At 57.5% G+C, this 25635-nt stretch carries 21 protein-coding genes and 3 tRNA genes; 4 read left to right on the top strand and 20 right to left on the bottom strand.

The features are described from left to right. Position 1: 1 nt before the first annotated feature. The 3 genes from BLT47_RS01635 to BLT47_RS01625 are packed head-to-tail and all read right to left on the bottom strand — an operon-like array spanning position 2 to position 2900. A complete protein-coding gene (locus BLT47_RS01635) occupies positions 2–1522 on the bottom strand; it encodes a PP2C family protein-serine/threonine phosphatase (RefSeq protein WP_074660992.1) in 1521 nt (506 codons plus the stop codon). Further along, positions 1519–2202, bottom strand: coding sequence for an FHA domain-containing protein FhaB/FipA (locus BLT47_RS09495; protein WP_074660989.1), 684 nt, complete (start codon positions 2200–2202; stop codon positions 1519–1521). The genes BLT47_RS01635 and BLT47_RS09495 overlap by 4 nt, the downstream gene beginning before the upstream one ends. Next, on the bottom strand, positions 2199–2900 hold the full coding sequence (locus BLT47_RS01625; RefSeq protein WP_074660987.1) for an FhaA domain-containing protein: 702 nt from the start codon (positions 2898–2900) through the stop codon (positions 2199–2201). Before BLT47_RS01625 ends, BLT47_RS09495 begins: the two co-directional genes overlap by 4 nt. A 220-nt stretch (positions 2901–3120) precedes the next feature. On the opposite strand from BLT47_RS01625, the gene BLT47_RS01620 reads away from it, so the two are divergent. Continuing rightward, positions 3121–3207: transfer RNA gene (locus BLT47_RS01620), tRNA-Leu, on the top strand. Positions 3208–3269: 62 nt separating this feature from the next. On the opposite strand, the gene BLT47_RS01615 is transcribed toward BLT47_RS01620, so the two are convergent. Both BLT47_RS01615 and BLT47_RS01610 read right to left on the bottom strand, forming a co-directional pair. Then, positions 3270–4301, bottom strand: coding sequence for a DsbA family protein (locus BLT47_RS01615; RefSeq protein ID WP_074660984.1), 1032 nt, complete (start codon positions 4299–4301; stop codon positions 3270–3272). Then, a complete protein-coding gene (locus tag BLT47_RS01610) occupies positions 4298–5182 on the bottom strand; it encodes a macro domain-containing protein (RefSeq protein WP_074660982.1) in 885 nt (294 codons plus the stop codon). The genes BLT47_RS01615 and BLT47_RS01610 overlap by 4 nt, the downstream gene beginning before the upstream one ends. 88 nt (positions 5183–5270) lie before the next feature. On the opposite strand from BLT47_RS01610, the gene BLT47_RS01605 reads away from it, so the two are divergent. Both BLT47_RS01605 and BLT47_RS01600 read left to right on the top strand, forming a co-directional pair. Continuing rightward, positions 5271–5747, top strand: a complete 477-nt coding sequence (locus BLT47_RS01605) for a ribonuclease H family protein (RefSeq protein WP_074660979.1) — start codon at positions 5271–5273, stop codon at positions 5745–5747. A gap of 209 nt (positions 5748–5956) precedes the next feature. Further along, positions 5957–8518, top strand: coding sequence for a S9 family peptidase (locus BLT47_RS01600; protein WP_083329987.1), 2562 nt, complete (start codon positions 5957–5959; stop codon positions 8516–8518). A 183-nt stretch (positions 8519–8701) separates the two neighbouring features. On the opposite strand, the gene mtnN is transcribed toward BLT47_RS01600, so the two are convergent. Beyond that, positions 8702–10405 carry a 5'-methylthioadenosine/S-adenosylhomocysteine nucleosidase gene (mtnN, locus tag BLT47_RS09490; RefSeq protein WP_074660977.1) on the bottom strand — a complete coding sequence of 568 codons (1704 nt, stop codon included), beginning with the start codon at positions 10403–10405 and terminating at the stop codon, positions 8702–8704. Beyond that, positions 10402–10866, bottom strand: coding sequence for an S-ribosylhomocysteine lyase (locus BLT47_RS01590; RefSeq protein ID WP_049619692.1), 465 nt, complete (start codon positions 10864–10866; stop codon positions 10402–10404). The genes mtnN and BLT47_RS01590 overlap by 4 nt, the downstream gene beginning before the upstream one ends. A 377-nt stretch (positions 10867–11243) precedes the next feature. Between BLT47_RS01590 and BLT47_RS09660 the strand changes: the two genes are divergently transcribed. Next, positions 11244–11483: an ATP-binding cassette domain-containing protein gene (locus BLT47_RS09660; RefSeq protein ID WP_476920366.1), complete on the top strand. Its 240-nt coding sequence runs from the start codon at positions 11244–11246 to the stop codon at positions 11481–11483. 40 nt (positions 11484–11523) lie between these two features. Here BLT47_RS09660 and BLT47_RS01580 read toward each other — a convergent pair whose 3' ends face one another. The 13 genes from BLT47_RS01580 to dnaA form a co-directional block, all read right to left on the bottom strand. Continuing rightward, positions 11524–11811 (bottom strand): type II toxin-antitoxin system RelE family toxin, encoded by a 288-nt coding sequence (locus tag BLT47_RS01580; RefSeq protein ID WP_049619691.1) that lies wholly within the window; start codon positions 11809–11811, stop codon positions 11524–11526. Then, on the bottom strand, positions 11808–12011 hold the full coding sequence (gene relB, locus BLT47_RS01575) for a type II toxin-antitoxin system RelB family antitoxin (RefSeq protein WP_255306673.1): 204 nt from the start codon (positions 12009–12011) through the stop codon (positions 11808–11810). The genes BLT47_RS01580 and relB overlap by 4 nt, the downstream gene beginning before the upstream one ends. A gap of 119 nt (positions 12012–12130) precedes the next feature. Beyond that, positions 12131–12206 (bottom strand) — tRNA-Ala (locus tag BLT47_RS01570). A gap of 161 nt (positions 12207–12367) precedes the next feature. After that, positions 12368–12441: transfer RNA gene (locus BLT47_RS01565), tRNA-Ile, on the bottom strand. A 169-nt stretch (positions 12442–12610) separates the two neighbouring features. Next, positions 12611–13240: a DUF3566 domain-containing protein gene (locus tag BLT47_RS09480; protein ID WP_244924481.1), complete on the bottom strand. Its 630-nt coding sequence runs from the start codon at positions 13238–13240 to the stop codon at positions 12611–12613. Positions 13241–13425: 185 nt separating this feature from the next. Then, positions 13426–16077: a DNA gyrase subunit A gene (gene gyrA / locus BLT47_RS01555; RefSeq protein ID WP_074661161.1), complete on the bottom strand. Its 2652-nt coding sequence runs from the start codon at positions 16075–16077 to the stop codon at positions 13426–13428. Between the two features lie 87 nt (positions 16078–16164). After that, positions 16165–18144, bottom strand: coding sequence for a DNA topoisomerase (ATP-hydrolyzing) subunit B (gene gyrB / locus BLT47_RS01550; RefSeq protein WP_407706094.1), 1980 nt, complete (start codon positions 18142–18144; stop codon positions 16165–16167). Positions 18145–18637: 493 nt separating this feature from the next. Continuing rightward, positions 18638–19024, bottom strand: coding sequence for a metallopeptidase family protein (locus tag BLT47_RS01545; RefSeq protein ID WP_049619689.1), 387 nt, complete (start codon positions 19022–19024; stop codon positions 18638–18640). 77 nt (positions 19025–19101) lie between these two features. After that, positions 19102–19716 (bottom strand): DciA family protein, encoded by a 615-nt coding sequence (locus BLT47_RS01540; protein WP_049619688.1) that lies wholly within the window; start codon positions 19714–19716, stop codon positions 19102–19104. Positions 19717–19719: 3 nt separating this feature from the next. After that, a complete protein-coding gene (recF, locus tag BLT47_RS01535; protein ID WP_074660974.1) occupies positions 19720–21066 on the bottom strand; it encodes a DNA replication/repair protein RecF in 1347 nt (448 codons plus the stop codon). Beyond that, positions 21067–22200 carry a DNA polymerase III subunit beta gene (dnaN, locus tag BLT47_RS01530; protein WP_065419409.1) on the bottom strand — a complete coding sequence of 378 codons (1134 nt, stop codon included), beginning with the start codon at positions 22198–22200 and terminating at the stop codon, positions 21067–21069. A gap of 347 nt (positions 22201–22547) precedes the next feature. Then, positions 22548–22793, bottom strand: coding sequence for a hypothetical protein (locus BLT47_RS01525; protein WP_143021733.1), 246 nt, complete (start codon positions 22791–22793; stop codon positions 22548–22550). Positions 22794–23327: 534 nt separating this feature from the next. After that, the gene (gene dnaA, locus BLT47_RS01520; RefSeq protein WP_074660969.1) at positions 23328–25598 is read right to left on the bottom strand and encodes a chromosomal replication initiator protein DnaA; all 2271 of its coding nucleotides are present in this window, start codon (positions 25596–25598) and stop codon (positions 23328–23330) included. Between the last annotated feature and the right edge of the window lie 37 nt (positions 25599–25635).

Raw genomic sequence — 25635 nt, 5'->3', positions numbered from 1 at the left:
ACTATTCACCTCCCGGAGCAGGCGCGGCAGGTGAAGGCGCTGGGGCGGGCGGGACCGAGGAAGCAGGTGCAGACGAAGGGGCAGGCGCAGGCGTGCCAGAGTTGCTTGCTTCCGGGCCGGTGCCGGTGTTATTGCGTTTGTCCTCCCGCACCTGGGTGCGCAGGTTGTCCACTACCTCGCGCGCGCCGTCCAAAGAATCGCGCGTAATCGGATGTTGCAAACGTTCTTGGGCAATCGGGGCAAGATCGGCAAGATTAATATCGGTTTCTTCTACCGGGGAAGACAGCCGCAAAGATCCAATCACTTGCGGTACCCCCCGGTAAATCCACACTTTTCCGGATTCGGCGGCCACGTAGTAGCGGGTTTGCGTCCACTGGTAGCCGCCAATAGTGCCGCCCACCAGGATCGCGAGCACGGCCAGAATCGCAAAGAAACGGGCGAAGCGGAACCTGCGGGTTCGCGAAGTAGCGTCTTCCTCCGCGCCTTCCTCCGCGCCGGCCATAGTAGCTCCGTCTTTACCGTAGACACCGCTCCCCGCGGACCCGCCGGCGTATTCTCCCGCACCGTATCCGGCGCTGTTATCTGCACCCTCGCCATATCCTTCTGCGGCGCTACCGGCACTGTTTGGCGTCTTCGCTACGCCGGCTATACCGGCCATACCTGCATTACCGGCCGCGCCTTGGCCGAGCAGTGCCGCCCGGGCCGCGGCGGAAGTGCCCCCGCGGGTGGGCCGCTGATAGTCAAGGGCCGCACTACCAACAATTACGGGCTGGTTGGGGCCGTGTTCGCCGTCGGAATCGGCTACCACATCGGCTAGCACCACCGTAACGTTATCGGGTGCACCGGCCGCCAAAGCAAGTTCGATCAGATGCTCGCCAAGTTCTTCCAGGTCCTCAATGGTGGCCATGGCGTGCCGAATCGTATCGTTGGCGACGACGCCGAACAGGCCATCCGAGCACAGTAGCCAACGATCTCCAGGCCGGGCTTCGCGGATGGACTCGTCTAGTTCTACCTGGCCGGGAGTATCCCCCAGGGCCCGCATAATCACATTGCGTTGCGGGTGGTGTTCGGCTTCTTCCGGGGTGAGCTGGCCGCGATCTACCAGGTATTGGACGAGGGTGTGATCGTGCGTCACCTGTTGCATGGTGCCGCCCCGCATCAAATATGCTCGCGAATCCCCAATATGGACCATGCCGAGCTTATTGGAGGAACGTAAAATGGCGATGCACGTGGTGCCCAGGCCCGCCAGTTTTGGGTCGGCAGCTACGCGGGCGAGCATATCGTCATGCGCGTCCGTCATTGCTTGCCGCAGGAGCGGAAGCAGATCATCAGCAGCGTGCGAATCGTCAATTTGGGCAAGATGCGAAATTGCCACGGAGGAGGCGACGTCGCCTGCCGCCGCCCCACCCATGCCGTCAGCTACGGCAATTAGGTGCGGGGAGGCATATCCGGCGTCTTGATTATTACTCCGCACTAACCCGACGTCCGAGAACGCCGCATATTTCAGTCGAATATCGCTCAAATCTGCAGCTCCATCGTCGTCTTCCCGATCCGCACGCGCGTTCCGGGCACCAGTGCTACCGGTTCGGTGATTGCGGAATTACCGATGTAAGTACCGTTGGTCGATTGTAGGTCCTCGATCCACCAGTAGCCGTCTTGGAAGAAAACCCGTGCGTGGCGCGAAGAAGCATAAGAATCGTCAAGGACCAGTGACGAATCGGGGGAGCGGCCAATGATTATCTGGGCCTGGCCAAGGGGTAGCACCATGCCGGTGAGAGGGCCTTCAATAACCGCGAGTACCGGCCGCGATCCAGCGCCGCGAGTACCGGCCCCACCTCCGCCGGCCCGCGCCGGGCCGTGCCCGCTCACACCGCCGCGTGCTCCGGCTCTGGTACCGGCGTGAGCCCCCGCCGCCGCGCCGGCAGCGACACCGGCCGCGCCGGCTGCGGCTCCTGCTGTTGCTGCGGCTCCTGCTGCTGCTCCGGCACCTGCGGCTACTCCTGCGGCACCCGCGGCGCCTGCTGCTAGGTCACTGGTAGCGTTTTCGGTTTGCCGGGCAGCACGCCGCCCCCGCCGGGAAGGCTTCTTGCTACGGATCGCCAACCCGGAAGTATCATTGCGCACCACGAGAACCACGCCGAGCACGAACAGCCACAGGAAAATCAGGAAGCCGAAGCGGAGCAGTGTTAGCAATAGATTCATGAGCGTGCACCCTCACCCGTCCAGAACATAATGTGCGTGCGGCCGATGGTGATGGTGTTCCCGTCAACTAGCGTGGCCGCCGGAACCCGGTGACCTTCCACGTAGGTGCCATTGGTGGAGCCCAAATCGGTGGCTATCACGCCATTGGGAGTAATTTGTAATTCCAAATGGTGCCGAGAAATACCGGCGTCGTCAATTGTAATATCACAATCCGACCCCCGCCCAATAACGGTGGTGGGCCCGGTGAGAATATAGCGATCTTTCCCGATTTGGATCATCGGGTTACTGGCATTTGCCGCGCTGGTGGTAGCAGGGGCGACGGCGCCGCGCGTAGCGCGGGTTTCCACCTCTACGGTGCCCTCCCGCACAGAACTATCCACCACAAAATCAATGGTGATCGGACCCACGAAAATGTAATCTTGTTCGGCGGCGTGATTAGTGAGTTCCTGGGCGAATTCTTCACTCAGAGCTTCCCGCCCCCAGTTTTCTACCCGTTCGAAATCCTCGGGTGACAGGTGCACCGCGAAATCATTGGGGGAAACAGAACGGTCGCGGGAAAGGCGTGCCACATCGCGATCCATGGATTTTTTCATCTCCGTGAGAATCTCTACGGGCTTCAATTCCGAGCGGAACGCCCGAAACGCGCTGGCAACCGCGTTTTCAACACCTTTCTCAAATTTGCCAAACGCCCCCGCCATGGCTAACACCTTTCCTAGACATCTCTTCTACAGCCTCGATATTAGCGAACGCGGCTGGATTCCGGGGCGCAGGCACGGGATGAGCTTCTCTCATTGCTCCGCGAAACCGTGAGTTTATACCCACCCGCGGCTTTGTTGCGATCGGCAACACAACTTCACAGCTTGGTTTTGCCGGGTTTTAGCTATAAGCTGGTGTGCGCTGATAATTCTTCAGCACCTAGCTCGAGTGGCGGAATAGGCAGACGCGCACGGTTCAGGTCCGTGTGCCCGCGAGGGCGTGGGGGTTCAACTCCCCCCTCGAGCACCAACAGAACGCGGGTCGGTAGCTTGCTAGCTACCGACCCGCGTTTTGGTTCTTCCGGGCGCCAGTTAGTTTGCTGGCGCGGTGTTATTGGCCGCGGCCGCTTTTTGCTCTGCGGCCGGGTAATCCTGCAGGAGTTCCTTTTCCACCATGATCACATTCTCGAAGAGTTGTGACGGATAGGCCCCGCTAATATAGGTGCCATTGATGATTACGGCCGGCGTGGCATTTATGCCCAAAGAACTGGCATAACCGGTTTGCCCGGAAACAAAGTTCTGCGTATCTGCAGAATTCATATCCGCGTGGAACTTATTCATATCCAAGCCCAGTTTTTGGGCCAGGGCATCGAGTTTATCTTCCGCGATACGGGCCTTGCCGTGAGCGTCCGGCGTCGTCGCCCCTTCGGTGAACAAGAGATCTGAATACTCCCAGAACTTTCCTTGCAAACCTGCGGCATGCGCGGCGAAGGCAGCCTTATCCGAACCGAGCTGGGAGAAAATCGTGTAGTGGTAGAACTCGAGGCGAATCTCGCCCCGCCGCGCCTTTTCTTCCAAAACGGGCCAGGATTCTTCGTGAAGCTTCTGGCAGTAATGGCACAAATAGTCAGAAAATACGATCACCCGTACCGGAGCATCGGCCGGGCCGAGCGCTTCCGGGGTACCTTCCGGCAAAGCCGGGTTAGCCATGAGCTGACCGCGCACCGAATCGTACATCGTGGGCACAATTTCGTAGTTTTTCGCAGAAAGGCCCTTTTGTTCGGCGATTTCCGTGTACCGCGCGGCGATCGGATTTTGTGCCTGCACCTCTTCCATATTGGGAGTAGGGGAAGCATTAGCATCCGGGCTTGGGCTGCTATCCGCATCCCATTCGGTTTGCGGATCCGTCCACACGGAAGTGGGCCGATCGCTCGGCGAAGCCTGATTTACCGGCAACCGCGAGGGGTCCGAAGTGAATATCAACACCAAGGCGCTGACGACGAGGGCGATAATCACCAGCACGATCACCAAAATGCGATATCCCTTACCGCCGAGCGCGTTCCTTTTCGGGGTGCTTTCTACCGTCTCGTAACGTTCTTCGGACCCACTCTGCGTTTCGCTCAATCCTCGATCCACCTATCAATCGTATTCACGTATACCTCGGCGTCCTCATCACCAAAGATATCGAAAATCACCAGCTTGATCTTGCCGCGGTGAGTTGACATCCACTCATCAACCGCTCCCATCGCAATCTTCGTTGCAATCTCACGATCAAAATTTCCGCGCCCGGTTGCCAGAGCCACGAAAGCAATACTTTCAATGTCTCCCACTTCGGCTGCTAGATCAAGAGAAGAATGATAACAGGAACGGAGCTGTTCACATTCCTGCTCCGTCGGTTGGCGTGTACCTTCCACGATAGGCGGCAGGGTATGAATCACATACCGCGCGGGAAGCCGGTAGCCGCGCGTAATTTTCGCTCCGCCCGGTTCTTCGTCTTTCCCCTGCATTTCCCTGATCTTCGCCGTATCATTACGCAGCCACGGGCCGGCCTGGGAATGAATAGCTTGATCGGCGGAAGATACTCCGCTTTCCCGATAGCCGAGCAGATTGGGCCGTGCCCCTTCCACTACTGCATCCACTACGAGTTCGCGAATGTCTCCCCGCCAGATTGCCGCGTGCCGTGCCTGCCCGTATTCGGAGGTGGGCATCATGTCCGAGATCCGCATGAGATGTTTACCTTCGGTACGGCCCAAAAGTGCCGATTTCCGGTACAACAACTGGTCGACGGCGCGTCCGTAGCTTTCCGCAATCGGTCCCGGTTCGCGGTGAATAAGGTGATTTTCGAGTTCGTCAAAAAGCTGCCGATCCGTCATCTTTTCCTGACGTTCGGTGAGTCCCCCGAGAGCCACGGTGAAAAGCTCGCGATTAGACCGGGGATCGTTTCCCGGCACCGGCCACGGTTCGTCGAGCTTGATGGCTTCGCGGTAGTCAGAAAGTGAAAGCATGAGTTCTCCTCACTATGATTCTCGAGTTCTAGGTTACCGGCCCGCGCGCTCTCAGTGTGGAGAAAGTGGTCCCGGCTATGATGCTCCCATGGCAATTCAGCACGGCAACCCCATAGGTAAGTCTTATCCGGAATTCGATGCGGTACTCGCCACCGATGGCTCTTGTTCGGGTAATCCCGGCCCGGGCGGGTGGGCCTGGGTAGAACAAAAGAGTGGCGCCTATAACTCGGGCGGCGCTCACCACACCACAAACAACATTATGGAACTCACCGCCCTGCTGGAAGGCTTGCGTTTCATCGACCCGGCCGCGCGGCTACTAATCCGCTGCGATTCCCAATACGTAATCAATACGGTTACCAAGTGGGCACCGGGCTGGCGGAAGAAAGGCTGGCGTAAAGCCGATGGCAAACCGGTAGCCAACCAAGAACTGGTAGCCGCCCTGTTAGAAGCTTATGAAAGCCGGACGGGCTACACCGAAGTGGAGTGGGTGCGCGGGCACACCGGCGATGCTGGCAACGAGTTCGTGGATTCCTTGGCCACGGCCGAAACCCGTAAGTATTCCTAGCCCCAGGTTGCCCTGCCTTCCCGGCTTTTGCCCAGCCTTCCTAACTTGCCCTGCCTAGCCCCGCGGTTATTTTGCCGGCACAGCCCGGGTTTCTTGCGCGAAGCCCGCAAGTTTTCTACAGCAAGCAAAGTGTTTTCTGGCGCGAAGCACAGTGTTCTGATTCTTCGAAAGGCTACCGGCGGGCAGGTTAGCGCGGCTATGCTTCGGACATGGTAAACCTACGCGAAACCCTCGATAGCAGCCGCGATAGCGAGGAGAATTTCCTTTCCAATAAGCGGCATCCTGCTAAGGATGATCCGACCTTGCCGGCCGGGCCCACCGAGGAGCCAGTATCGGCGTCGTCGAACCCGGAAGATGTAAGCGCCGCACCTGCCACCGCGCCGCACCCGCCGGTGGCAAAAAAGATTCCCACCGAACGCGTTTTCCACGGGGATACCTACATCGATAACTACGAGTGGTTACGCAATAAGGAAGACCCGGAGGTGCTGGAATTACTGGGGGCAGAAAATGCTTATACAGACGCTTTACTCGCCCCGCTAGAACCCTTACGGCAAAACCTGTACGCGGAATATAAAGCGCGCACGGTCGAAGCTGATACCACGGTGCCGCAACGCTGTGGTGATTGGTGGTACTACGAACGCACCTGGGAGGGCCGCCAATACCCGGCCGTCTACCGCATCCCCGCAACGGGCGAAGAACGTCCACAGCCAGGCGGGCCCTACGAACAACTCGTGTGGGACGGCAACTCTTTGGCAGCGGGAGAAGAGTTTTTCCGCGTCTCCGGGTTTATGCCTTCCCCGGATGGCAAGTTGGGCGCCATGGGCGTGGATTTCCAGGGCGGGGAAACTTTCACGCTCCGCGTTTTCGAAATCGAAACCGGGCTGGTGGTTGACGATTCGGTAACGAATATTGGCTATGGTTTGGCCTGGGCCGCGGATTCTTCCGGGGTGATTTACACGCGGACGAATGCGGCGTGGCGCAGCTACCAAGTGTGGCTGCATCCGCTAGCTGCACAAACCGATATTTTGCTCTTCCAGGAAGACGATGAACGTTTTGAGGTTTCTCTGGAAGCTTCTCGCAATAACAAGTGGGTGACGGTCACTTCCGAATCGCGCACCACTACCGAAGTGCGGCTTATTCCCACGGCTTCCCCGGCCGATCAATCTACCCATTACGTGGTTTTACCACGCCAAGACGGGCTCGAATACCAGGTGGAACCTGCCGGAAACCAACTACTCATTACCCATAATCTCAATAATCCAGATTTTGAGATTGCCAGCGCACCTATGTGCACTTCCAACCTGGCAGAGTGGGTCACCGTGTTTTCCCCGCAAGCTGGGGAAAGGATCGACGCCGTGGAGGCCTACCGAGATTTCGCGGTAATTTCCATGCGTTCCGGCGGGGAAACCGAACTGCGGGTGATGCACCGCGCTACCCGCCCGCCCCGCGTGCTCCTGGATGCACCCGCAATTGCACTACCGACGCCGCAGCTGGCCGAATCTGCGCCAGCGCCGGAGGCGGGGGCTACCGCTAGCGCGCCGGAAAGTAGCGCTGCGGCGTCGCCAGCAAGTACGACGCCGAATACCGCGGCATCGCAAATTGCTGCGGCTTCCGGTGCGGTACCGGTGACTGGGGAAACTGGCGAGGCAGCGCAAACCGCTTCGGAAACGGAAACGGAAACGGAAAGCGCAGCGAACACCCCCGCTACAGAATGGGAGACGCCGGTAGTTATCCCGCGCGTTCCGGGTTCCACGGTGGCCACCCAACCCGATGCTTATTGGGAGGCGAGCGAGGTGGTTTACACCGAGCAGTCGCTTTTGGAACCGCCCACCCAGCGAGTTTTCGAACCTGCTACGCGCCGGCAACACACTCTCAAACAGCGCCAGGTGCCGGGCTATGACCACACGCGCTACGAACAACAAAATGTGTGGGTGACGGCCCGTGATGGCGTGCAGGTACCGATGACGATTGTGTACCGCAAGGGGCTGCAACCAGATGGGACGAATCCGGGCTATATCTACGGATATGGTTCCTACGAAGTTTCGCTAGACCCGTATTTCTCGGTTTCGTGGGCTTCATTCTTGGACCGCGGCGTAGTGATCGCGTGGACGCATTTGCGCGGGGGCGGAGAACTGGGCCGGGCCTGGTATGAGGATGGCAAACTTGATAAGAAGAAGAACACTTTCCACGATTTCGTGGATTGTGGGAACTGGTTACTCGAATCGGGATGGGTAGCTCCGGGCCGGCTGGCCGCCGAAGGGGCTTCTGCGGGCGGATTGCTCATTGGGGCAGCGATTAATGAAGCACCGGAACTGTTCCGGACGGTGGTGGCCGGAGTGCCTTTCGTAGACGCACTGACCACGATTTTGCAGCCGGAACTACCGCTCACCGTGGGGGAGTGGGAAGAGTGGGGCAATCCGGTAGAAGATCCGGATGTTTATGCCTATATGAAGAGCTACTCTCCGGTGGAGAATGTGCGCCAGGTGCAATACCCTTCGGTTTTGGCCACAACTTCGCTCAATGACGTGCGCGTATTTTATGTAGAAGCCGCGAAATGGGTGCAAGTACTGCGCGAGCAGACCGCGAATGGCCCGGACCGGCCGATCCTTTTGAAGATCGAAATGGTAGCCGGCCATGCGGGGAAGAGCGGCCGCTATGGCGCTTGGGAACAGCGTGCCTTCGAGCAGGCCTGGCTGTTGGACCAAATAGATGCGGGAACGCTACTGCCCGTAGCCGGTGCGGAAAATAGCGCGCCGAAAGCGGGGGAGTAAAGCACAGGAATAAAACGCGGAAACGCGGGAACGTAAACCGCAAGAACATAAACTGCAGGAACATAAACTGCAGAAACGTAAAACACGCGAGTAATCCGTGAGATAGTACGTGTTTTGCGCAAAAAGGGCGGCTCCGGCTGGCACCAGATCTGACTGGATTTGTTGCCGGCCGGAGCCGCGTTTTTAGTTTTCTGCGAGGCCGGCGGGCTCTGTTGGCCCGGTGGACTCGGTGGGCCCGGCGTGCCCGGCGGACTCGGCGGACCCGGCGGACTCGGTGGGCCCGGCGTGCCCGGCGGACTCAGCGTGCCCGGCGGACTCAGCGTGCCCGGCGGACTCAGCGTGCCCGGCGGACTCAGCGTGCCCGGCGGACTCGGCGGACTCTGCGGGCTTGGTGGCGGGGCTATCCGCAACCGCTTCCCCGCGGCCGTGCAGGGCCGCCGACCAAGAACCGTAATGCTGTCGTACTGCCGCGCCCGAAGGATAGATGCCTCGCAGGCCGGTTTCTTGTAGCCAGAGCGTGTAGTTTTTGAAACTCACGCGGCGACCTTCGGCCTGCACCCATTCGATGAACCGTTCGAGCGCCTCATCGTAATCGGCGTCAGTAAACTTCAAGGATCCGCGTTCCCGGCCGCGTTTTACCGCGAAACCGGCCGCCGAAAGCGCGTCATTCCAATACCCGCCGAAACGTTTTGTGACCGTCTGCGAAGTTGGCGGCCACACGAGTTTGCCGCGCCCGGAAACCGATGCCGCCTGGGCGAGCGCCGCCCGTTCTTCATCGTATTGCCGGGCCGTTATCGTCAGACTTGGATCTTCCCGCAAAGCCGCACGCACCCCGCCAATGATCCCCAAAACTTCTTCTTGGTCTAGGGGTTCTTCCGCCAAAGCTGCATGGTCTGCCGGCGTGGCCTCACTCAGTTCCGGCGTAATATCGTTGATTTTCCCGAACATATAGAGCAGCCCGGCTTGCAAAGCGTCCAGAGAGAAGCGCGGCGCGTGGGCCCGGGCGTGGCTAGTTTCCCCACTGGTACGACTGCCCGCCGTGCTCCCCGTGCCGCCGTCCTTCGCCAAACTACCTGCTTCCGCCCGCGGCCGTTTCGAGGCGAGGCTTAGGCAGGCATCCAGTTTTCCCGTTTCCTCGAATTTATCCAGCAAAGTACGGACCGTGGATGCCACACAAGCAGCGGAAAGTTCAGCTGCCCGGTCCAGTTCCATGTGATACACCTGTTCGGCGGAAGGCCCGGCCAAGTCGGAAGCACAGCGGATAGCAGCGAACGGAATCTGTGCCATGGCACAGCTTTGCGCCGCGGCCGCCGATTCCATATCCGTGAGCAAAGCTTCCGGGAACAGTTCGCGTGTCTCCCCCACATTTTTCGCCGTCACGAAAGCATCCGAAGAAAGAATCTGGCCGCGCAAGGTACCTTCCGGTGCGGCGTCGAGCAGGTCTGAATCTGCCGGGAAAGTAGCCGGTTGGCCCGGTACCTGCCCGATTTGGTAACCGAAAGCGGTGGCGTCGGCGCGCGTGTAGGCGTACGTGGTGCCGATAACGACGTCGCCGATGTTAATACTGGCCCCCAAACCACCTGCAGTACCCGCGGAAATAACGAAAAGTGGACGCAAGATTTCGGCCGCCCAGCCAAGGAACGTGGCGGTTGCTACCAGACCGATACCGGTTTGGGCAGCGATAATCGGGATTTTGGGGCCGGGGAAAACCCAGGCCTGACCGAAGGGCGTGGGGAAGGCTTGTACTTCCTCTGGTTTGGCGAAGGCGGCGATAACCGGTGCGATTTCTTCCCGCTGGGCGGCAATAATCAGGCCGAGCGCAGAAGGCGGGCCGGGCTCGATTCTTTTCGGTTCGGGAAGCGGCGGCATTTCCGGGGATTGACTCATGCAGCTTCCACCTTTTCCCAGCTATCGCGCTGTGCCAACATGCCGGCAATAGCTTCCTGCGCGGCTTGTAAATTGTGGCTTGCGGCCCATCCGCATTGGATTTCATTGGCAGCCGGAACTTCGGTGGCGGCCATAATGTCGCGGAAAGTGGTTTCTACCAGTTCGCAAATGGCCGGCACATTCGGAGCTTCGGCCATGAGGAGGTAGAAACCCGTCTGGCAGCCCATGGGCGAAAAGTCAATAACGTGCGGCGAATGGTTGCGTGAATATTCGGCGAAGGAATGCTCGATGGAGTGAATTACCGGCATTGTCAAATGTTCTTTATTGGGCTGGCAGAACCTAACGTCGTACTTCGTTAGCTGATCTCCCGCGGGTAAAGTCTTCACATCAGCTACCCGAATATAGGGAGCTACCACCTTCGTGTGGTCGAGGTTAAAAGACTCCACATTCATTTTCGTCATATATGTATGCCTCCAAGAATCACCTATTTACGTGTGATACCTATCGTACGTTGTATAAGCACTGCCGGGTATGATTTTCCCGGTTTTTCAGCTTTTTGCCGGCGCTGCACGCGCATCGGTATGCCCGGTTCACACCTAAAGAAATGGTGGATATTCGGCAAGATTTATTGCGTGTTCGCTCAGAACCTGATTAATCCAGCGGTAACAAAACAAGGCTAATCCCAGGTGCATCGGGCGGCTAGGTGGGTGTATGTCATCCTGACAGGAGCCCTGAGTGGCTTCCGAGTGACGCCCAGCAGCGTATTCGGTATGCTAGAGGCTAGTTACCGAATAGCGTTCGTTCCAATTTCTGGGAGTGTGTTAATTCCGATGGTGCTGTGATCTCCACTCGGCTTTACCGAGAAGCAACCGGATGTTTCGACGGCTTTGGAGATCGCTATGCCCACTCTCGAGGTAACCAATCTTTCCTTTTCATTTTCCGCCCAACCACTCTTAGATGGCGTTTCGTTCAGCCACTCTTAGATGACGTTTCGTTCAGCGTTGGCGACAGTGTGCGCGCGGTACTTGTGGGACCTAATGGTTCCGGCAAAACCACGCTGCTGCGCCTTGATCGCTAGACCTGCGTTAGCACCCAACCTTCCCTGATTGAGAGGTTGTTTAACGGTTGTAGATCGTGTCTCTTCGACCTATTGAGAAGACTTCAATCGTGATGATGTCGTCGTGGATGAGTGCAAGGATTCGATACGAGCCAACGCGGTAACGCCACTCTCCCGAGCGATTAGCGGTCAACCCTTTGCCGAAGGCACGCGGATCAGCGCATCCATCGAGGTTGTTCTTAATCCAGGTTGCAAGAATCCTCGCATCGAACCGATCCATCTTCTTCAATTGTTTGCGGGCACGCGCAGTAAGCTCAACACGCCACGCAACGCTCCGCGAATCCGTCATGAAAGCTCAGACACGACGTCGTCAATGCTGAATCGTTCACCAGAATCTTGAGCAATTGCCTCACGTAACTCTTGAAGATCGTAGACGTCCTCAATTTTCTCCAAGATCGCATTACGAGCAAAGTCGGAAATCGTGACGCCCTCGAACTGTGCGAACCTGCGCACTAGTTCCGCATCCTCCTCGTTCATTCGAACAGTCATCGTGGCCATAACGTTCCTCCCTAACCCCTCCACTTGAATACATCGTATTCACCAGCTAGCCGCTTCACAAGAGAGAAAACCAAAAAGACGCCCATTTTGTATCAAAATGAGCGTCCTGGTGGTGGAGCTGAGGGGACTCGAACCCCTGACCCTCTGCTTGCAAAGCAGATGCGCTACCAGCTGCGCCACAGCCCCGTATGAAGTTATGTGTCTGTTGCATCCTAGCTTGGATCTGGGATCTTTTGCCAGTGTGCGTAAACCTGCAGGTGTTTTTGTAATTCCACCGCGGCTACATATCCGCCAATTAGCACAAAAGAAAAGAGGAGAAAACGTTTCATTTCCCCTCCTCGCTTTCGTGGGCGTAGGTGGACTCGAACCACCGACCTCAGTCTTATCAGGACTGCGCTCTAACCAACTGAGCTATACGCCCTTACACCTTTGCGGACTGGATTAGTTTACATCAGGATGAGCAGAAACCAAACTTCGCGCATCGTGCGTTCCGTAACATTTCTACTACCGTGCTGATGTGTGCCTAGGTAAGCACACGTCCGCGGTGTATTAGCGGGTGCTTTGTTGTTTATGCGGGGTTTGGCGCGGTTTTATTCGTCGGTAACGGTGAGCCGTAGCCCGCCAACGAGTGCCGCGCACAGGTTGTAGATGAGCGCGCCTATGGCTGAAAGGGCCGTGAGGAGCGCAATATCAATAATGGCGATGATCACGGCGAAGCTCATCCACCTGCCAAACTCGAGGTATTGGGCGAACTGCAAGAGTTCTTTCGAGTTTAGGGTAAGCAGGAAATCGTTGAGGGAAGACCACACGTGCATACCGTCAAGTACCAGCCACACCAAGGCCATCGCAATAATGAGAACGATACCGAAGGCAAATGACAGGAGGAATCCGAGTTTCATCGCGGAAAGCGGCTCAATTTTTGAGATCGTCATCCGAATGCGCCGGATTCCTACGGTTTGCGCGGGCCGGGCATCTGGCTGGTTGCGGCCTCGCCCGTTGCCGCGTCCCCGCCCGGCGGGGCGTGCTTGCCCTTGCCCGCCGGCCCCGTGTTGGCGCGCGCCGGCTGGCAAGGCACCTGGAGTGGCCGGCGTGTTTTGGTCTGCTACCGGGGTGCGCGCGGTCACGGATACCCGTGCCGGAGCGGCTGCGGTTTTCCCGTTCCCGCGCTGCGGCGGCACAGACGGCGGTGGCGTTTTTCCTTGACGAGTATGTTCGCTCATAGTTCTCCCCGCTTGGCCGATACCTGTTCGGCCTTCTCCTTATCTGAAAAGTATCCCGTCAATAGAGAGTACCGCGCAAAAGCCCCGGATGTCCCGCGCGGCGCCCGCGAAATTAGTTTTAGACGCCCGTAATACCATCATTGTTAGCTATATCATTTTCAGCTTCGCCTGCAGCGCCGCTACTTTTATTCATCGCGACTTTCACCAGCTTCACCTGCGCCTTCACCTGTGCCTTCATCTGTGCCTTCGCCAGCAGCTGCTTCTTCGGCTGTTGCCTCCGGTTCTTCGGTCACAACCGCTGTTTCTTCGGTCGCAACCGCCGCTTCTTCAGCTGCCTCGGCTTCTTCGTCTTCTTCCATTTCGTCTTCGATATTGCGGGCTATTGCAATGATTTCATCGCCTTCATCGGGGCGGACGAAAGTGACACCTTGGGTGTTGCGGCCGGTGATGGAAACCTCACCCACGGTGGTACGCATTACCTTGCCGGAGGCCATGATCACGAGCACTTCTTCATCACCTTGGGTGACGAGGGCGTCTACCAGATCGCCACGGTTTTCTGGCAGGTTCGCTACCTTAATTCCAAGCCCGCCGCGGCCTTGCACCCGGTATTCCTCAATCTGGGTACGTTTGGCAAATCCGCCGGTGGTTACGGTGAACACGTCCGATTCGGGCCGCACGGTATCCATGGAAAGCAGGTAGTCACCTTCCCGGAAACGCATTCCCATCACGCCGCTGGTGGCCCGGCCCATTGGGCGCAAGCTTTCCGGCGTGACGGTGAACCGCAAGCACATGCCTTGCTTGGAAACGAGGAAGAGATCATCGCCGTCGTTCGCGAAGGTCACCGCTACTACTTCGTCTGTTACGCCTGCTTCTAGTTCGCGCAGTTTGATCGCGATGAGGCCGGAAGAGCGCGGAGAATCGTAATCGGTGAGCCGAGTTTTCTTCACTAACCCGGATTTCGTGGCAATCACCAAGTAGTCAGCGATTTCGTAGTTCGGGATGGAACGTACGGCTGCGATTTGTTCTTCGGGTTCGAAGGCCACCAGGTTGGCCACGTGTTGGCCTTTCGCGTCCCGGCTACCTTCCGGAATTTCGTATCCCTTGATCCGGTACACGCGCCCAAAGTTTGTGAAGAACAAATGCCAATCGTGTGTGGATCCTACGCCGAAGTGTTCGACTACGTCATCTTCGCGCAGGCTTGCGCCGCGGATGCCTTTGCCGCCGCGGTGCTGGGAGCGGTATTCGGTTACCTTGGTCCGTTTCGCATAGCCGCCGCGGGTAATGGTTACGACGACGTCTTCTTCCGGAATGAGATCTTCGACGGACACATCGCCGTCGTAGGGAAGAATGGCGGTACGCCGCTCATCTCCGTATTTATCAACGATTTCTTGGAGTTCTTCGGAAATGATTGTGCGCTGGCGTTCCGGCTTGGCGATAATATCGCGGTAATCGGCTACGAGCGCCTTCTTTTCGTTGTATTCGTCCGTGATCTTTTGGCGTTCCAGGGCGGCCAGGCGGCGCAACTGCATTTCTAGGATCGCATTGGCTTGGGCTTCATCAATATCGAGGAAAGCCATGAGTTCGGCGCGTGCGATGTCTACGGTTGCGGAACGGCGAATCAGCTGGATAACTTCGTCTAGAGCATCCAGGGCCTTCAGATATCCCTCGAGGATATGCATCCGTTTCAGGGCTTCATTGAGCCGGTATTGGGTGCGGCGCTGGATTACTTCCATCTGGTGGTTTACCCAGTGGCGCACGAAGCCGTCCAGGGAAAGCGTGCGCGGTACGCCGTCTACCAGGGCGAGCATATTTGCCGGGAAGCTGGTTTGGAGCTGGGTGTGCTTATAGAGATTATTGAGCACTACCTTGGCTACGGCGTCGCGTTTGAGGACGACGACGATGCGTTGGCCCGCACGGCCGGAGGTTTCATCGCGGATATCGGCAACTCCGCTAATCCGGCCGTCTTTAATTGCTTCGACCATGCGGTCGAGCAAGCGGTCCGGGTTGACTTGGTAGGGAAGGTCGGAGATAACCAGGCAGGTGCGGCCGTTGATTTCTTCTACTTCTACGATTGCTCGCATGGTGATCGAGCCGCGGCCGGTACGGTAGGTGTCTTCGATTCCGCGGGTGCCCAGAATTTGTGCGCCGGTGGGGAAATCGGGGCCCTTGATCCGCAGCATGAGTTCGCCCAGTAGTTCTTCCCGGCTCGCTTCCGGGTGGGCGAGGTACCACTGCACGCCATCATTGACTTCGCGCAGGTTATGCGGCGGGATGCGGGTGGCCATGCCTACCGCGATCCCTTCCGATCCGTTCACTAGAAGGTTCGGGAAGCGGGCGGGGAGTACTGCCGGTTCTTGTAGGGAGCCGTCGTAGTTCGGCATGAAATCGACGGTGTCTTCTTTGATGTCCCGCACCATTTCCATGGCGAGCGGGGCCATGCGCGCTTCGGTGTAACGCGGGGCAGCGGCACCCAGATCCCCGGGCGTTCCGAAGTTACCTTGGCCGGCTACCAGCGGGTAGCGCATTGCCCACGGTTGGGCGAGGCGAACCATGGTGTCGTAAATGGCGGAGTCACCGTGCGGGTGGTAATGCCCCATTACATCGCCAACGATTTTTGCGGACTTGGAGAAACTCGAATCCGGGCGGTAACCGCCGTCGTACATGGCGTAGACAACGCGCCGATGCACGGGTTTCATGCCGTCTCGCACGTCTGGCAAGGCGCGCCCCACGATCACAGACATCGCGTAATCCAGGTATGAGGTCTCCATTTCGCGTTGGAGATCCACGTCCATGATTTCGCCGTGGTTGTACACTTCGGACTGATCGCCCGGCGTCATTTCCGTCACTGCTTTTTACCTTCTCATGTTGCTCTTGGGTATGGGTGCTACTGCTTTAGGGCTGGTATTGCGCGGCTGGCGCGGCGGCTAAATATCCAGGAAGCGCACATCACGTGCATTGCGCTGGATGAACGCGCGCCGCGATTCGACGTCTTCGCCCATGAGGACGGAGAATGTTTCATCCGTGGCGGCGGCTTCCCCGATTTCCACCCGTTTGAGGGTGCGATTTTCGGGGTTCATCGTGGTATCCCACAGCTCTTCCGCGTTCATTTCGCCCAGGCCCTTGTAGCGCTGGATGCGTTGGGATTCTTCCTTGGGCAAGCGCCACCCGTTTTCTTTGCCTTTCGCGAGTTCTTCATCGCGCTCTTGGTCGGTGAAAACGTAGGAGTGCGGGTGGTTGGTCCACTTGATGCGGTACAGCGGCGGCATGGCCAGGAATACGTGGCCGGCCTCAATCAGGGGCCGCATGTACCGGTAGACCAGAGTTAGCAGCAAAGTGGCGATATGAGAGCCATCCACATCGGCGTCGGCCATGAAAATGATCTTATGGTAGCGGAGCTTATCTATATCGAATTCGTCACCGATACCCGTACCGAAAGCGGTGATCAGGCCCTGGATTGTATCGGAGGAAAGCGCTCGATCCAGGCGGGCTTTTTCTACGTTCAGGATCTTGCCGCGGATTGGCATAATCGCCTGGTGTTTCGGATCGCGCCCGTTGACGGCTGAACCGCCAGCCGAATCACCCTCTACGATAAAGATTTCGCATTCTTCGGGTTTATTGGAAGTGCAATCCTTAAGTTTGCCGGGCATGGAAGCCGATTCCAGCACGGACTTGCGGCGGGTTGCTTCCCGGGCTTTACGCGCGGCTGCGCGGGCCGCATAAGCCTGCGTGGCTTTGCGAACGATATCGCGCGCTTCGCTGGGATGGGAATCGAGCCAGTCCGAAAGGTTCTTATAAGCCTGCTGTTGCACGAAAGTGCGGGCCTCAGTATTGCCCAGTTTGGTTTTGGTTTGCCCTTCGAACTGCGGGTCGCCAATTTTTACGGAGATCACCGCGGTAAGGCCTTCGCGTACGTCCTCACCGGAAAGGTTCGGATCTCTATCACGCAAAAGGTTCTTATCCCGCGCGTACTTGTTTATCACCGAGGTGAGGGCGGAACGGAAACCTTCTTCGTGGGTACCACCTTCCGTGGTGTTGATCGTATTGGCGAAAGTGTGCACGGATTCGGTGTAAGCCGAAGTCCATTGCATGGCCACTTCCAGTTCGATCTGGCGTTCTTCGTCTTCCGTTTCGAAATAGATAATTTCCTCATTGACCAGTTCGGCCTTCTTCATGCCGTTGAGGAATTTGACGTAGTCAATCAGCCCGCCCGCGTATTTGTAAGTAACGTGACGCCGTTCGGGGGTGGCTTCGGTACCGGCGGCTTCTTCCGCGCCGCTTTCCCCGGTTACTTCGTCACCTTCCACGGTGATTCCTTCGCGTTCATCAATCAGGGTGATGCGCAGGTTTTTGTTGAGGAAAGCCATCTGGTGGAAGCGTTTGCTGAGCACTTCGAAATCGAATTCGGTGGTTTCGAAGATATCGCCATTGGGCCAGAAGGTTTGTTTGGTGCCGGTTTCGGTGGTTTCTTCCCCGCGCGTGAGCGGCCCGGTGGGTACCCCGTTCGCGAAGCTTATGCGCCATACGTAACCGTCACGTTTGATTACGGTTTCCATGCGGGTGGAAAGGGCGTTGACGACGGAGACGCCGACGCCGTGCAGACCACCGGAAACGGCATAGCCGCCCTGGCCGAATTTACCGCCGGCGTGCAAGACCGTCATTACAACTTCTACTGCCGGCCGGTGTTCGGTGGGGTGATCGTCTACGGGAATGCCGCGCCCGTTATCGCAAACGCTCACGCCGCCATCGGCCCGCAAAGTAATTTCTATGTGATCGCAGAAGCCAGCGAGTGCTTCGTCCACGGAATTATCGACCACTTCGTAGACGAGGTGATGCAGGCCGCGAGATCCGGTAGACCCCACGTACATACCGGGCCGTTTGCGTACCGCTTCCAATCCTTCCAGCACCGTAATATTCGAGGCGTCATAGGATTGGTCTTTTGATACCTCGCCTACGTGATGGACATGTGCCTGCGGTTGCGTTTCGGCAGCCGGTGTGGGCGCATCAGTAGTACCGGTATGGGATTCTGTAGTACCGGCATGAGATACGGCCGGTGCGGCAGATTCCTGTGGATCATTACTCTTCGTATCCGACACTCGCGGAAACTCCTTGGCTCTTGATCGGTAGGTTCCCGCCGCGGTGCGAGGATGTATCTGCGGCGCGCTACGCACACCACGACCCGCCCGCCACAATATGCAAGCAATGCACAATGCAGCAGGCTCGGTTTAACATCCACTTATTTCGCCGAAGAATATCCTGAACGTTATTTTCCAAAACGCCAGAAATGGACCCCTCGCGGGCGAAGACCTCTAGCGGGGGAACCCTACCCGAATAGGACTAGCTTCTATTCTAGCGCATTTTGGAGTGGTTTTCTGGGATGACATGTGCATTTCAACCCGTTTACTCCCACCCAAGTGCGTGGAGCTGATCATCATCAAGCCCGTAGAAGTGCCCGACCTCATGCACAATCGTGACCCTAATTTGTTCTACCAGTTCTTCACGAGTATTACACCAGCGTTGCAAAGGCCCGCGGAAAATATAGATCCGATCCGGCAATAGCCCGGCAGAATCGCCATACCGATCCGTTAGTGCTACGCCGTCGTACATTCCTAGCAGAGCGGGCTTTCCTTCGGCGTCGTACGCTTCTTCCCCCACGAGCATTTCGGGGGCCGGTTCTTCTTCCACTAGGAAGACCACATTGGGCAGGGTATCAAGGAAATGCTGCGGGAGCAGGTCAATTGCGTCTGCAACCGCTTCGTCAAACTCGGCGCTGCTGATCTCCAACATGAGAGCCTCCTAGGTTTTACTTGCAATTGTTTTGGCCCGGGTTTTGCGCGCGATAGTACGGGTTTCCTGGCGCGCGGCTATCCGTAAGTATCGCGCGGGCCGCGGCCGGGAACTGAATAGCGGCCGTGGCGCCAATTGCGTTGTTGCGGGCCGCGTACCTCGATATTTTTAACTATTTCCGGGCCGAGTTCGGCATCTAACCGGCTGGCTAAAGTGGCCAGCAAAGCGCGCATTTGGGTTGCCCACGACGTCGAAGAGGTGCGAATCGTAAGGGTTCCGGTATCTTCGTCGAAGCTTTCCACCCACGCATTGCGGGCCACGTTTTCGCCCACGATTTGCGGCCAGCGCCGTTCCACGGAGGCCACATTGAGGCGGGTTCCCCAGCCGCGATCCAAAATTGTGCGTTCCAGAATCACGCGTAAAGGCTTCGGATCTCGCCAAGAAGGGCGCGCACCGGAACCGGCATCCACGCCCGGGCTCGGCGTAAAAACTTCCGCGCCCAGCGGCTTGGCATCATTTAGCTCATCCGCGAGTTTTTGCGCCGCGTAACCGGCACTGGGCCGGCGAGTACGAATTTTGCCGCGGCGGAAAGCATCTTCACGCACCCGATCCAAAGCGCGCAGGGCCAAAATATCGCCGTTCTCCTGCGCGGCTTTGATCTTCGCCGCCTCCACTTTCCGATTCGTGGTCATTTTCTATTCGCCGCCTTCGCTGCGTGTGCCTTCGCTGCGTGTGCCTTCGCTGCGTGTGCCTTCGCTCCGTATGCCTTCGCTCCTTGCTGCCGCTCGGTTGGTTACCGGTGCTGAGTTAGTTTCAATTTCCGATTCGGGGTGGACGCGGCCGGCGTGGATGCGGAAGGTTTTCCCTTGCAGGGTAGCTGGTAGATCGTCACCGACGGCGGCCGTAATCATTACTTGGCCGGCGCTGGCGACCAGTTCCGCAAGCCGGCGGCGGCGGTGGCCGTCCAGTTCGGCAAAAACATCATCGAGAATCAGAATCGGTTCGCCGTCCCCAGACCATTCTCCCGAATCATCGGCCCGCAGAACTTGCCATTCCGCCAGCCGCAAGGCAAGCGCATAACTCCACGATTCGCCGTGGCTGGCATAGCCTTTGGCGGGCAACTGGCCTAAAGACAGTTGGAGATCGTCACGCTGCGGACCAACCAGGTTTTGCCCGCGTTCAATTTCTTGGGCACGGCGTTCTTGCAGGAGTTGTTGCAAGCGTTGCGTGGCCTGAGCGGGCTGGGCAAGTTCGGCGTCGTTATTGGTAATCGCGGCGGCAAGTTCGGGTTCGGCACTGATTCTTTCCGGCCCGGGCAGGGAGAAGAAACCGCGGTTGGCGCTAGCTTTGTAGTCGATGCGGGCGCCGGATTGGGTGCCGGAGACGAGGTTGTAATATTCGGCAACGAAAGGCCGGAGTTGGCGCACAATTTCGGCGCGGGCGGCCGTGATTTCTCCGCCAAGTTTAGCTAGTTGGGCGTCGAAAATATCGAGGACTGGATTTTCGAGGGAAACGTTTTGCCCTTGTTTTGCCGCGCTACTCAAGGAACGCAGGAGGGCGGCCCGCTGTTGCAGAACTTTATTGTATTCCGCACGTACGCCGGCCATCCGCGGCCGTAGCTGAATCATGAGATCGTCCAGGAAAGCGCGGCGGATAGCTGGTTCGGCGCGGATAATTCCCAGGTCTTCCGGCGCGAAGAGGACGCAGCGCACGATACCGACGATATCGGCGGGTTTGGCCGGCGCGCGGTTAATGCGGGCCCGGTTGGCCCGGCCCGCATAGATTTCAACTTGCACGGTGGTGGGGGAGGTGCCGCGATAGGTACGTGCTTGAATGACGGCGGCGTTCGCACTTTGCCGCACCAGCGCGTTATCGCTACTCACGCGGTGGCTACCGAGGGTCGCGAGGTAGGCAACGGCTTCCACGAGATTTGTTTTCCCCTGGCCGTTTTTCCCGGTCAAAATGTTTATTCCCGGGCTAAAGCTCACCACTTCACGTTCGTAGTTCCGAAAATCGGCCAGGGCGATATCGGAAATATACATTTACGCAGAATACGTCCGAATCGGCATGAGGAGGAGGCGGAAATCTTGGGAATCTTCCCCTTCGGGTTCCGCTTGGCCGGTAAGGACTGCCGGTTTGGTGGGATGGGTGTAGGAAAGCCGCAAATAATCGGTGGTAAGAGCCGAAAGCCCATCTTGCAGGAAAGACGGGTTGAAAGCCATGGTTATCGGCTCTCCATGTAGCGCTACTTGCAAAGCTTCCGAAGTTTGGGCGTTGTCATTTTGGCCGGCGTCGAGCACCACTTGGCCTTCCGAGAACTCGAGGCGCACGGCCGCGTTCTTTTCCACTACGAGCCGGGCACGTTTGATGGCGTCGAGCATTTCCGCGCGGTTGATGACGGCATAACCGGCAACTTCGTCCGGGAAGAGGGCGAGAACTTGCGGGTATTCGCCGTCGATAAGGCGCGCAATGCTCTTGCGGCCGGCCGCGGCGAAACCGATGGCGCCGGTGCGGCCAGAATTGTCGATCGTCATGGTGACGTCACCGGCGGTACCCAAAGAACGCGCGATATCTGAAAGGCGGGAGGCACGCACCAAAATCCGGGCTTCAATTTCCGGATCTGCGGGCTCCCAGTTGACCTTTGCTACCGCGAGACGGTACCGATCGGTAGCCATTAGGGAAATATCGCTACCGTGGATTTCGATGCAGACGGAAACCAGGAGCGGCAAAGTATCGTCTGTGGAAGCAGCCGTGACGGCTTGGCTTACCGCTTGCTGCCAGGCAGCGCCATTGATGGTGCCGCTCGTGCCTTCCAATTCCGGAGCGTCCGGATAATCCTCCAGGGGCATGGAAGTCATCGACATGCGGGAAGCCCCGCAGGTGAGATCAAGTTTCGCGCCTTGGGTTTCCAGCGCAACCGGCTTATTGGGCAAAGCCCGCAAATAATCGGCAAGCAGACGGCCAGATACCAAGATTTCACCGGGCTGATCTACCGCGGCTTCGATTACTGCGTGTGCAGAAATATCTGGATCATAGGAAGAAAGAGCGAGTTGACCATCTTCCAAGGCTTCAATCTTAATGCCAGAGAGAATTGGTAAGGAAGGCCGGGTAGGGATGGTACGTGCCGTCCAGGTAACGGCTTCTGCAAAGACATCGCGCTCAATCCGTAACTTCACGATTCTTCCCTTTCCGGCACCCGGAAGTGCCTACTGACCACTTTGTGTGGTGACTACCCGGTGGCTACAGGTGACCACCCGGCGGTTACCGGTGGCTAAGCGACCGCGCTGCCCTAACCATTAGGTACTGCGCCGCCCTGACCACTAACTGGATGGACAACTGCACCAGCCTACGAGAAAAGGCCGGGGAAATCACCCACGATGGAGGTAGAAAACACCTCAAACGGCATATTTCAGGTCCTACTCTACGCGAATATCAGACTTGCAACCCGGGAGTAGCACTGAACCACACTTCGCGAGGAGCGCGGCACGTGCAGCTGGTTGCGGCAGATCCGCTTCGGACTGAATCACACTCCGCGAGGGCGCGGACGAAAAGCGGTAGCGCCTCGGCGATGATCTTGTAATTCGCGGGTTTTAAAAGGTTGGTAGTAGTAATAGGGGCTGTGGATCTTGTGGATAAGTGTTCGAACCCGCGGGATCAAGCCAAAAGCTATGGTGAGATAGCTGTTGAATTCACTGTGGAAAATAATCGCTTGCTGTGGATTGGCTAGAATCGCCAGAAAAGTATCCACAATCCTATGTGCATTCATCACCTTAAAACCTGCTACCTTCCACAGCCCTTCAACACCCGATGTGGAAAGAAACTGGGCGGTAAATACGAATCGCGCCCAGTTTTTTATGAAAATTTAGCGGGGCGTGTTAGTAGTAGGGCGGGCTTATTCTGTTAGTTGCGGGTGTGTTTTTCTGTTAACTGGCGGTCTAGTTTTTGGCAGCCCGGCCGGCCACGAGCTGCGTGGGTAAAACGGTGCGCAAGCGATTTAGGTACGCATTAGGTACGCAGCATTCGGCGCGGAGAGTAACGTTACGCTACCTTACCCGGGAAGTAGAGGTACGACGTCGAACCTCGGAACGAAACACAACCAGTAAAACGGTAGCCAAGTCACACAACCAGTAAACCGGTAAAAGGTTGATAAGCGCTCGGAAAAGCGCCGCGCAGGAGCCGAATATGGCTATGGCGCGGCGTGCACTACAAGAAAATATGGAAGCAGCAAGCTTTAGCTACAGGAATCAGCGATCTCTAGCTACAGGTAACAGCAGTGTGTAGCTAGAGAACACGGCGGAAGTTCTTAGGAATTGTGGCCGGTGGCTTCCTGTTTGATGCGGACCGAGAGTTCAGAGACCTGGTTGTAGGTACTTTGTTGCTCGGCGATTTGTTTGTCGATTTTGCGGCAGGCATGCATGACCGTGGTGTGGTCGCGGCCGCCGAAGATAGCACCGATTTTTGGCAGGGAAAGATCGGTGAGTTCGCGGCACAGATACATGGCGATTTGCCGGGCTGTGGTAGGCAGGCGGGAACGATCCGCGCTGGTTAGGTCGTCTATCGAAACCCGGAAATAGTTTGCGGTTTGCGCCATAATCATCGACGGTTGGATCTGCACCGATTCTGGATCAGAGATCAGATCCTTGAGCACCATTTCTGCCAGCGTCAAGGAAACCGGCTGTTTGGAAAGATCTGCGAAAGCGGTGACGCGGCGCAAGGCCCCTTCCATTTCGCGAATATTTGTAGTCATGTTCGTGGCAATATATTCTTGCACGTCCCGCGGCACATCAATCTGATCCGCATGGGCTTTCTTCTCCAAAATTGCCACGCGCGTTTCCAGATTCGGGCGATCAATCGAAGCTACAACTCCGGAATTAAACCGAGAAAGCATACGTTCCCCAAACCCGTTGAGTAGATTCGGTGCCACATCTGAAGTAATAACGATCTGCTTGTTTTGGTTCGTCAAAGCGTTAAAAGTATGGAAGAACTCTTCCACGGTAGATTCGCGGCCGCCAATGAACTGAATATCATCAATGAGTAGCACGTCTACATTTCGGAAAGTATCTTTAAATTCGCTTTGCTTGTTATCGCGCAAAGCATTGATGAAAGCATTCGTGAATTCTTCTGCCGAGATATAACGTACCGCGATTTCCGGATAGAGCGCCAAAGCATAATTTCCAATGGCGTGCATGAGATGGGTTTTTCCCATCCCGGAATCTGAGTACAAGAACAGCGGGTTGTAACTCGTGCCGGGAGATTCGGCCACCGCCAAGGAAGTTGCGGAAGGAAAACGGTTCGAATCCCCAATCACAAAATTGTCGAAAGTATATTTCGGATTGAGGCCGGCTTTATGGGCGCGGGCCGCAAAACTCGGATCTTGCGCCTCATCCGGGCTGGTACGGGTGGAACTTGCCGCCGCAGTCGCATTGAGTGCGGCCGCCACCGTTTCCTCTTCAGCCGGATAACCACCGTATTGGAAACGCGAATTGCCCTGCCCACTGGTAGCCGCCGGTGCATTATCCAAATGCCCGCGGGCCGCAATCAAATCCACATATGAGGTTGGTTCGGCCGGCGGTTCCCAAGTTGATTTATGTGCCGGACGCATCGCTCGGTCAAGAGTGAGCTGGTTAGTGCCCGGATCGGCCGCAAATTCTGGGGCGGGTGCGGGGGTCGGTGCGGCGTCGTCGCTAAGCGGAGCAGTAGCCTCGGTAGCGGGCACGACGCCCGGAGCGCCGGCATCGCGAGCCACACCCGGAGCGGAAAAAGTGGAAGGTGCAGAACTCAGGGAGCTTGCCGTGGGCACCCGGGAAGGAAGTTTGGAAGAAACATCCGCAGGAACGTTTGGGCGCGCGCCAGCAGGAACATTTCCCGGAGCTTCGGAACGAAGACCCGAAACCGGGCGGTTCGAGGCGGCGGCCGCGGAAGGTGCAGAAGCAGAAGCTACCGCGGAGCTGCCGGTCAAATATTCTGGCGCAGCGGTAGAAGCGGCACTCGCGCCGGCCGCAGAACTCGCGCCGGCCGCAGAACTCGCAGTGGCAAATGTGCCCGCGGTGTCCGCTCCAGAATTACCGGCACTACCAGCAGAAACAGGAGAAATATTGGCGACCGGAGAGAGCGGCGAAGCCTGCGGGGCAGAACTACTAGGACTTCCTGCGCCGATCGTGCTGCCCGCGCTACCCGCGCTACCCGTGCCGCCCGTGCTGCCCGTATTTACCGCTCCGGTATTGGTAGCGGGACGAGAAATCCCCCGGGTGGAAACGTCAGTGACACTTGCCATACCGGTCGGTGTGCGGGAGGGTAACGGCGTCTCGTTAATCGAAGGGTCTACGGAAATGACGATTCTCACCTGCCGGCCGAGGATGGCCGAAAGCTTTTCCGTCATGGCTGCGGAGACATGCTCTTCAATCCAGTTCTTCACAAAATCGGAGCCGACTGTGATCATGAAGATTTCGTCTGCCATGGCCAGAGGGCGAGCCATCCGCACAAAGGCAGCCTGGGAATCGGAAAGAGCATCCTCGGCCCTTAATAGCTCCATGGCGGCAAGCCAAGCATCTTGGGCAGGATTCGAATCTGACATCAGTTCCTTTCCCCTTATCTACGGTGTACGAATGCGT

It is taken from the genome of Actinobaculum suis (genome assembly GCF_900102025.1).
Lineage (GTDB): Bacteria > Actinomycetota > Actinomycetes > Actinomycetales > Actinomycetaceae > Actinobaculum > Actinobaculum suis.
This window is presented reverse-complemented; position numbering and strand designations above follow the sequence as displayed.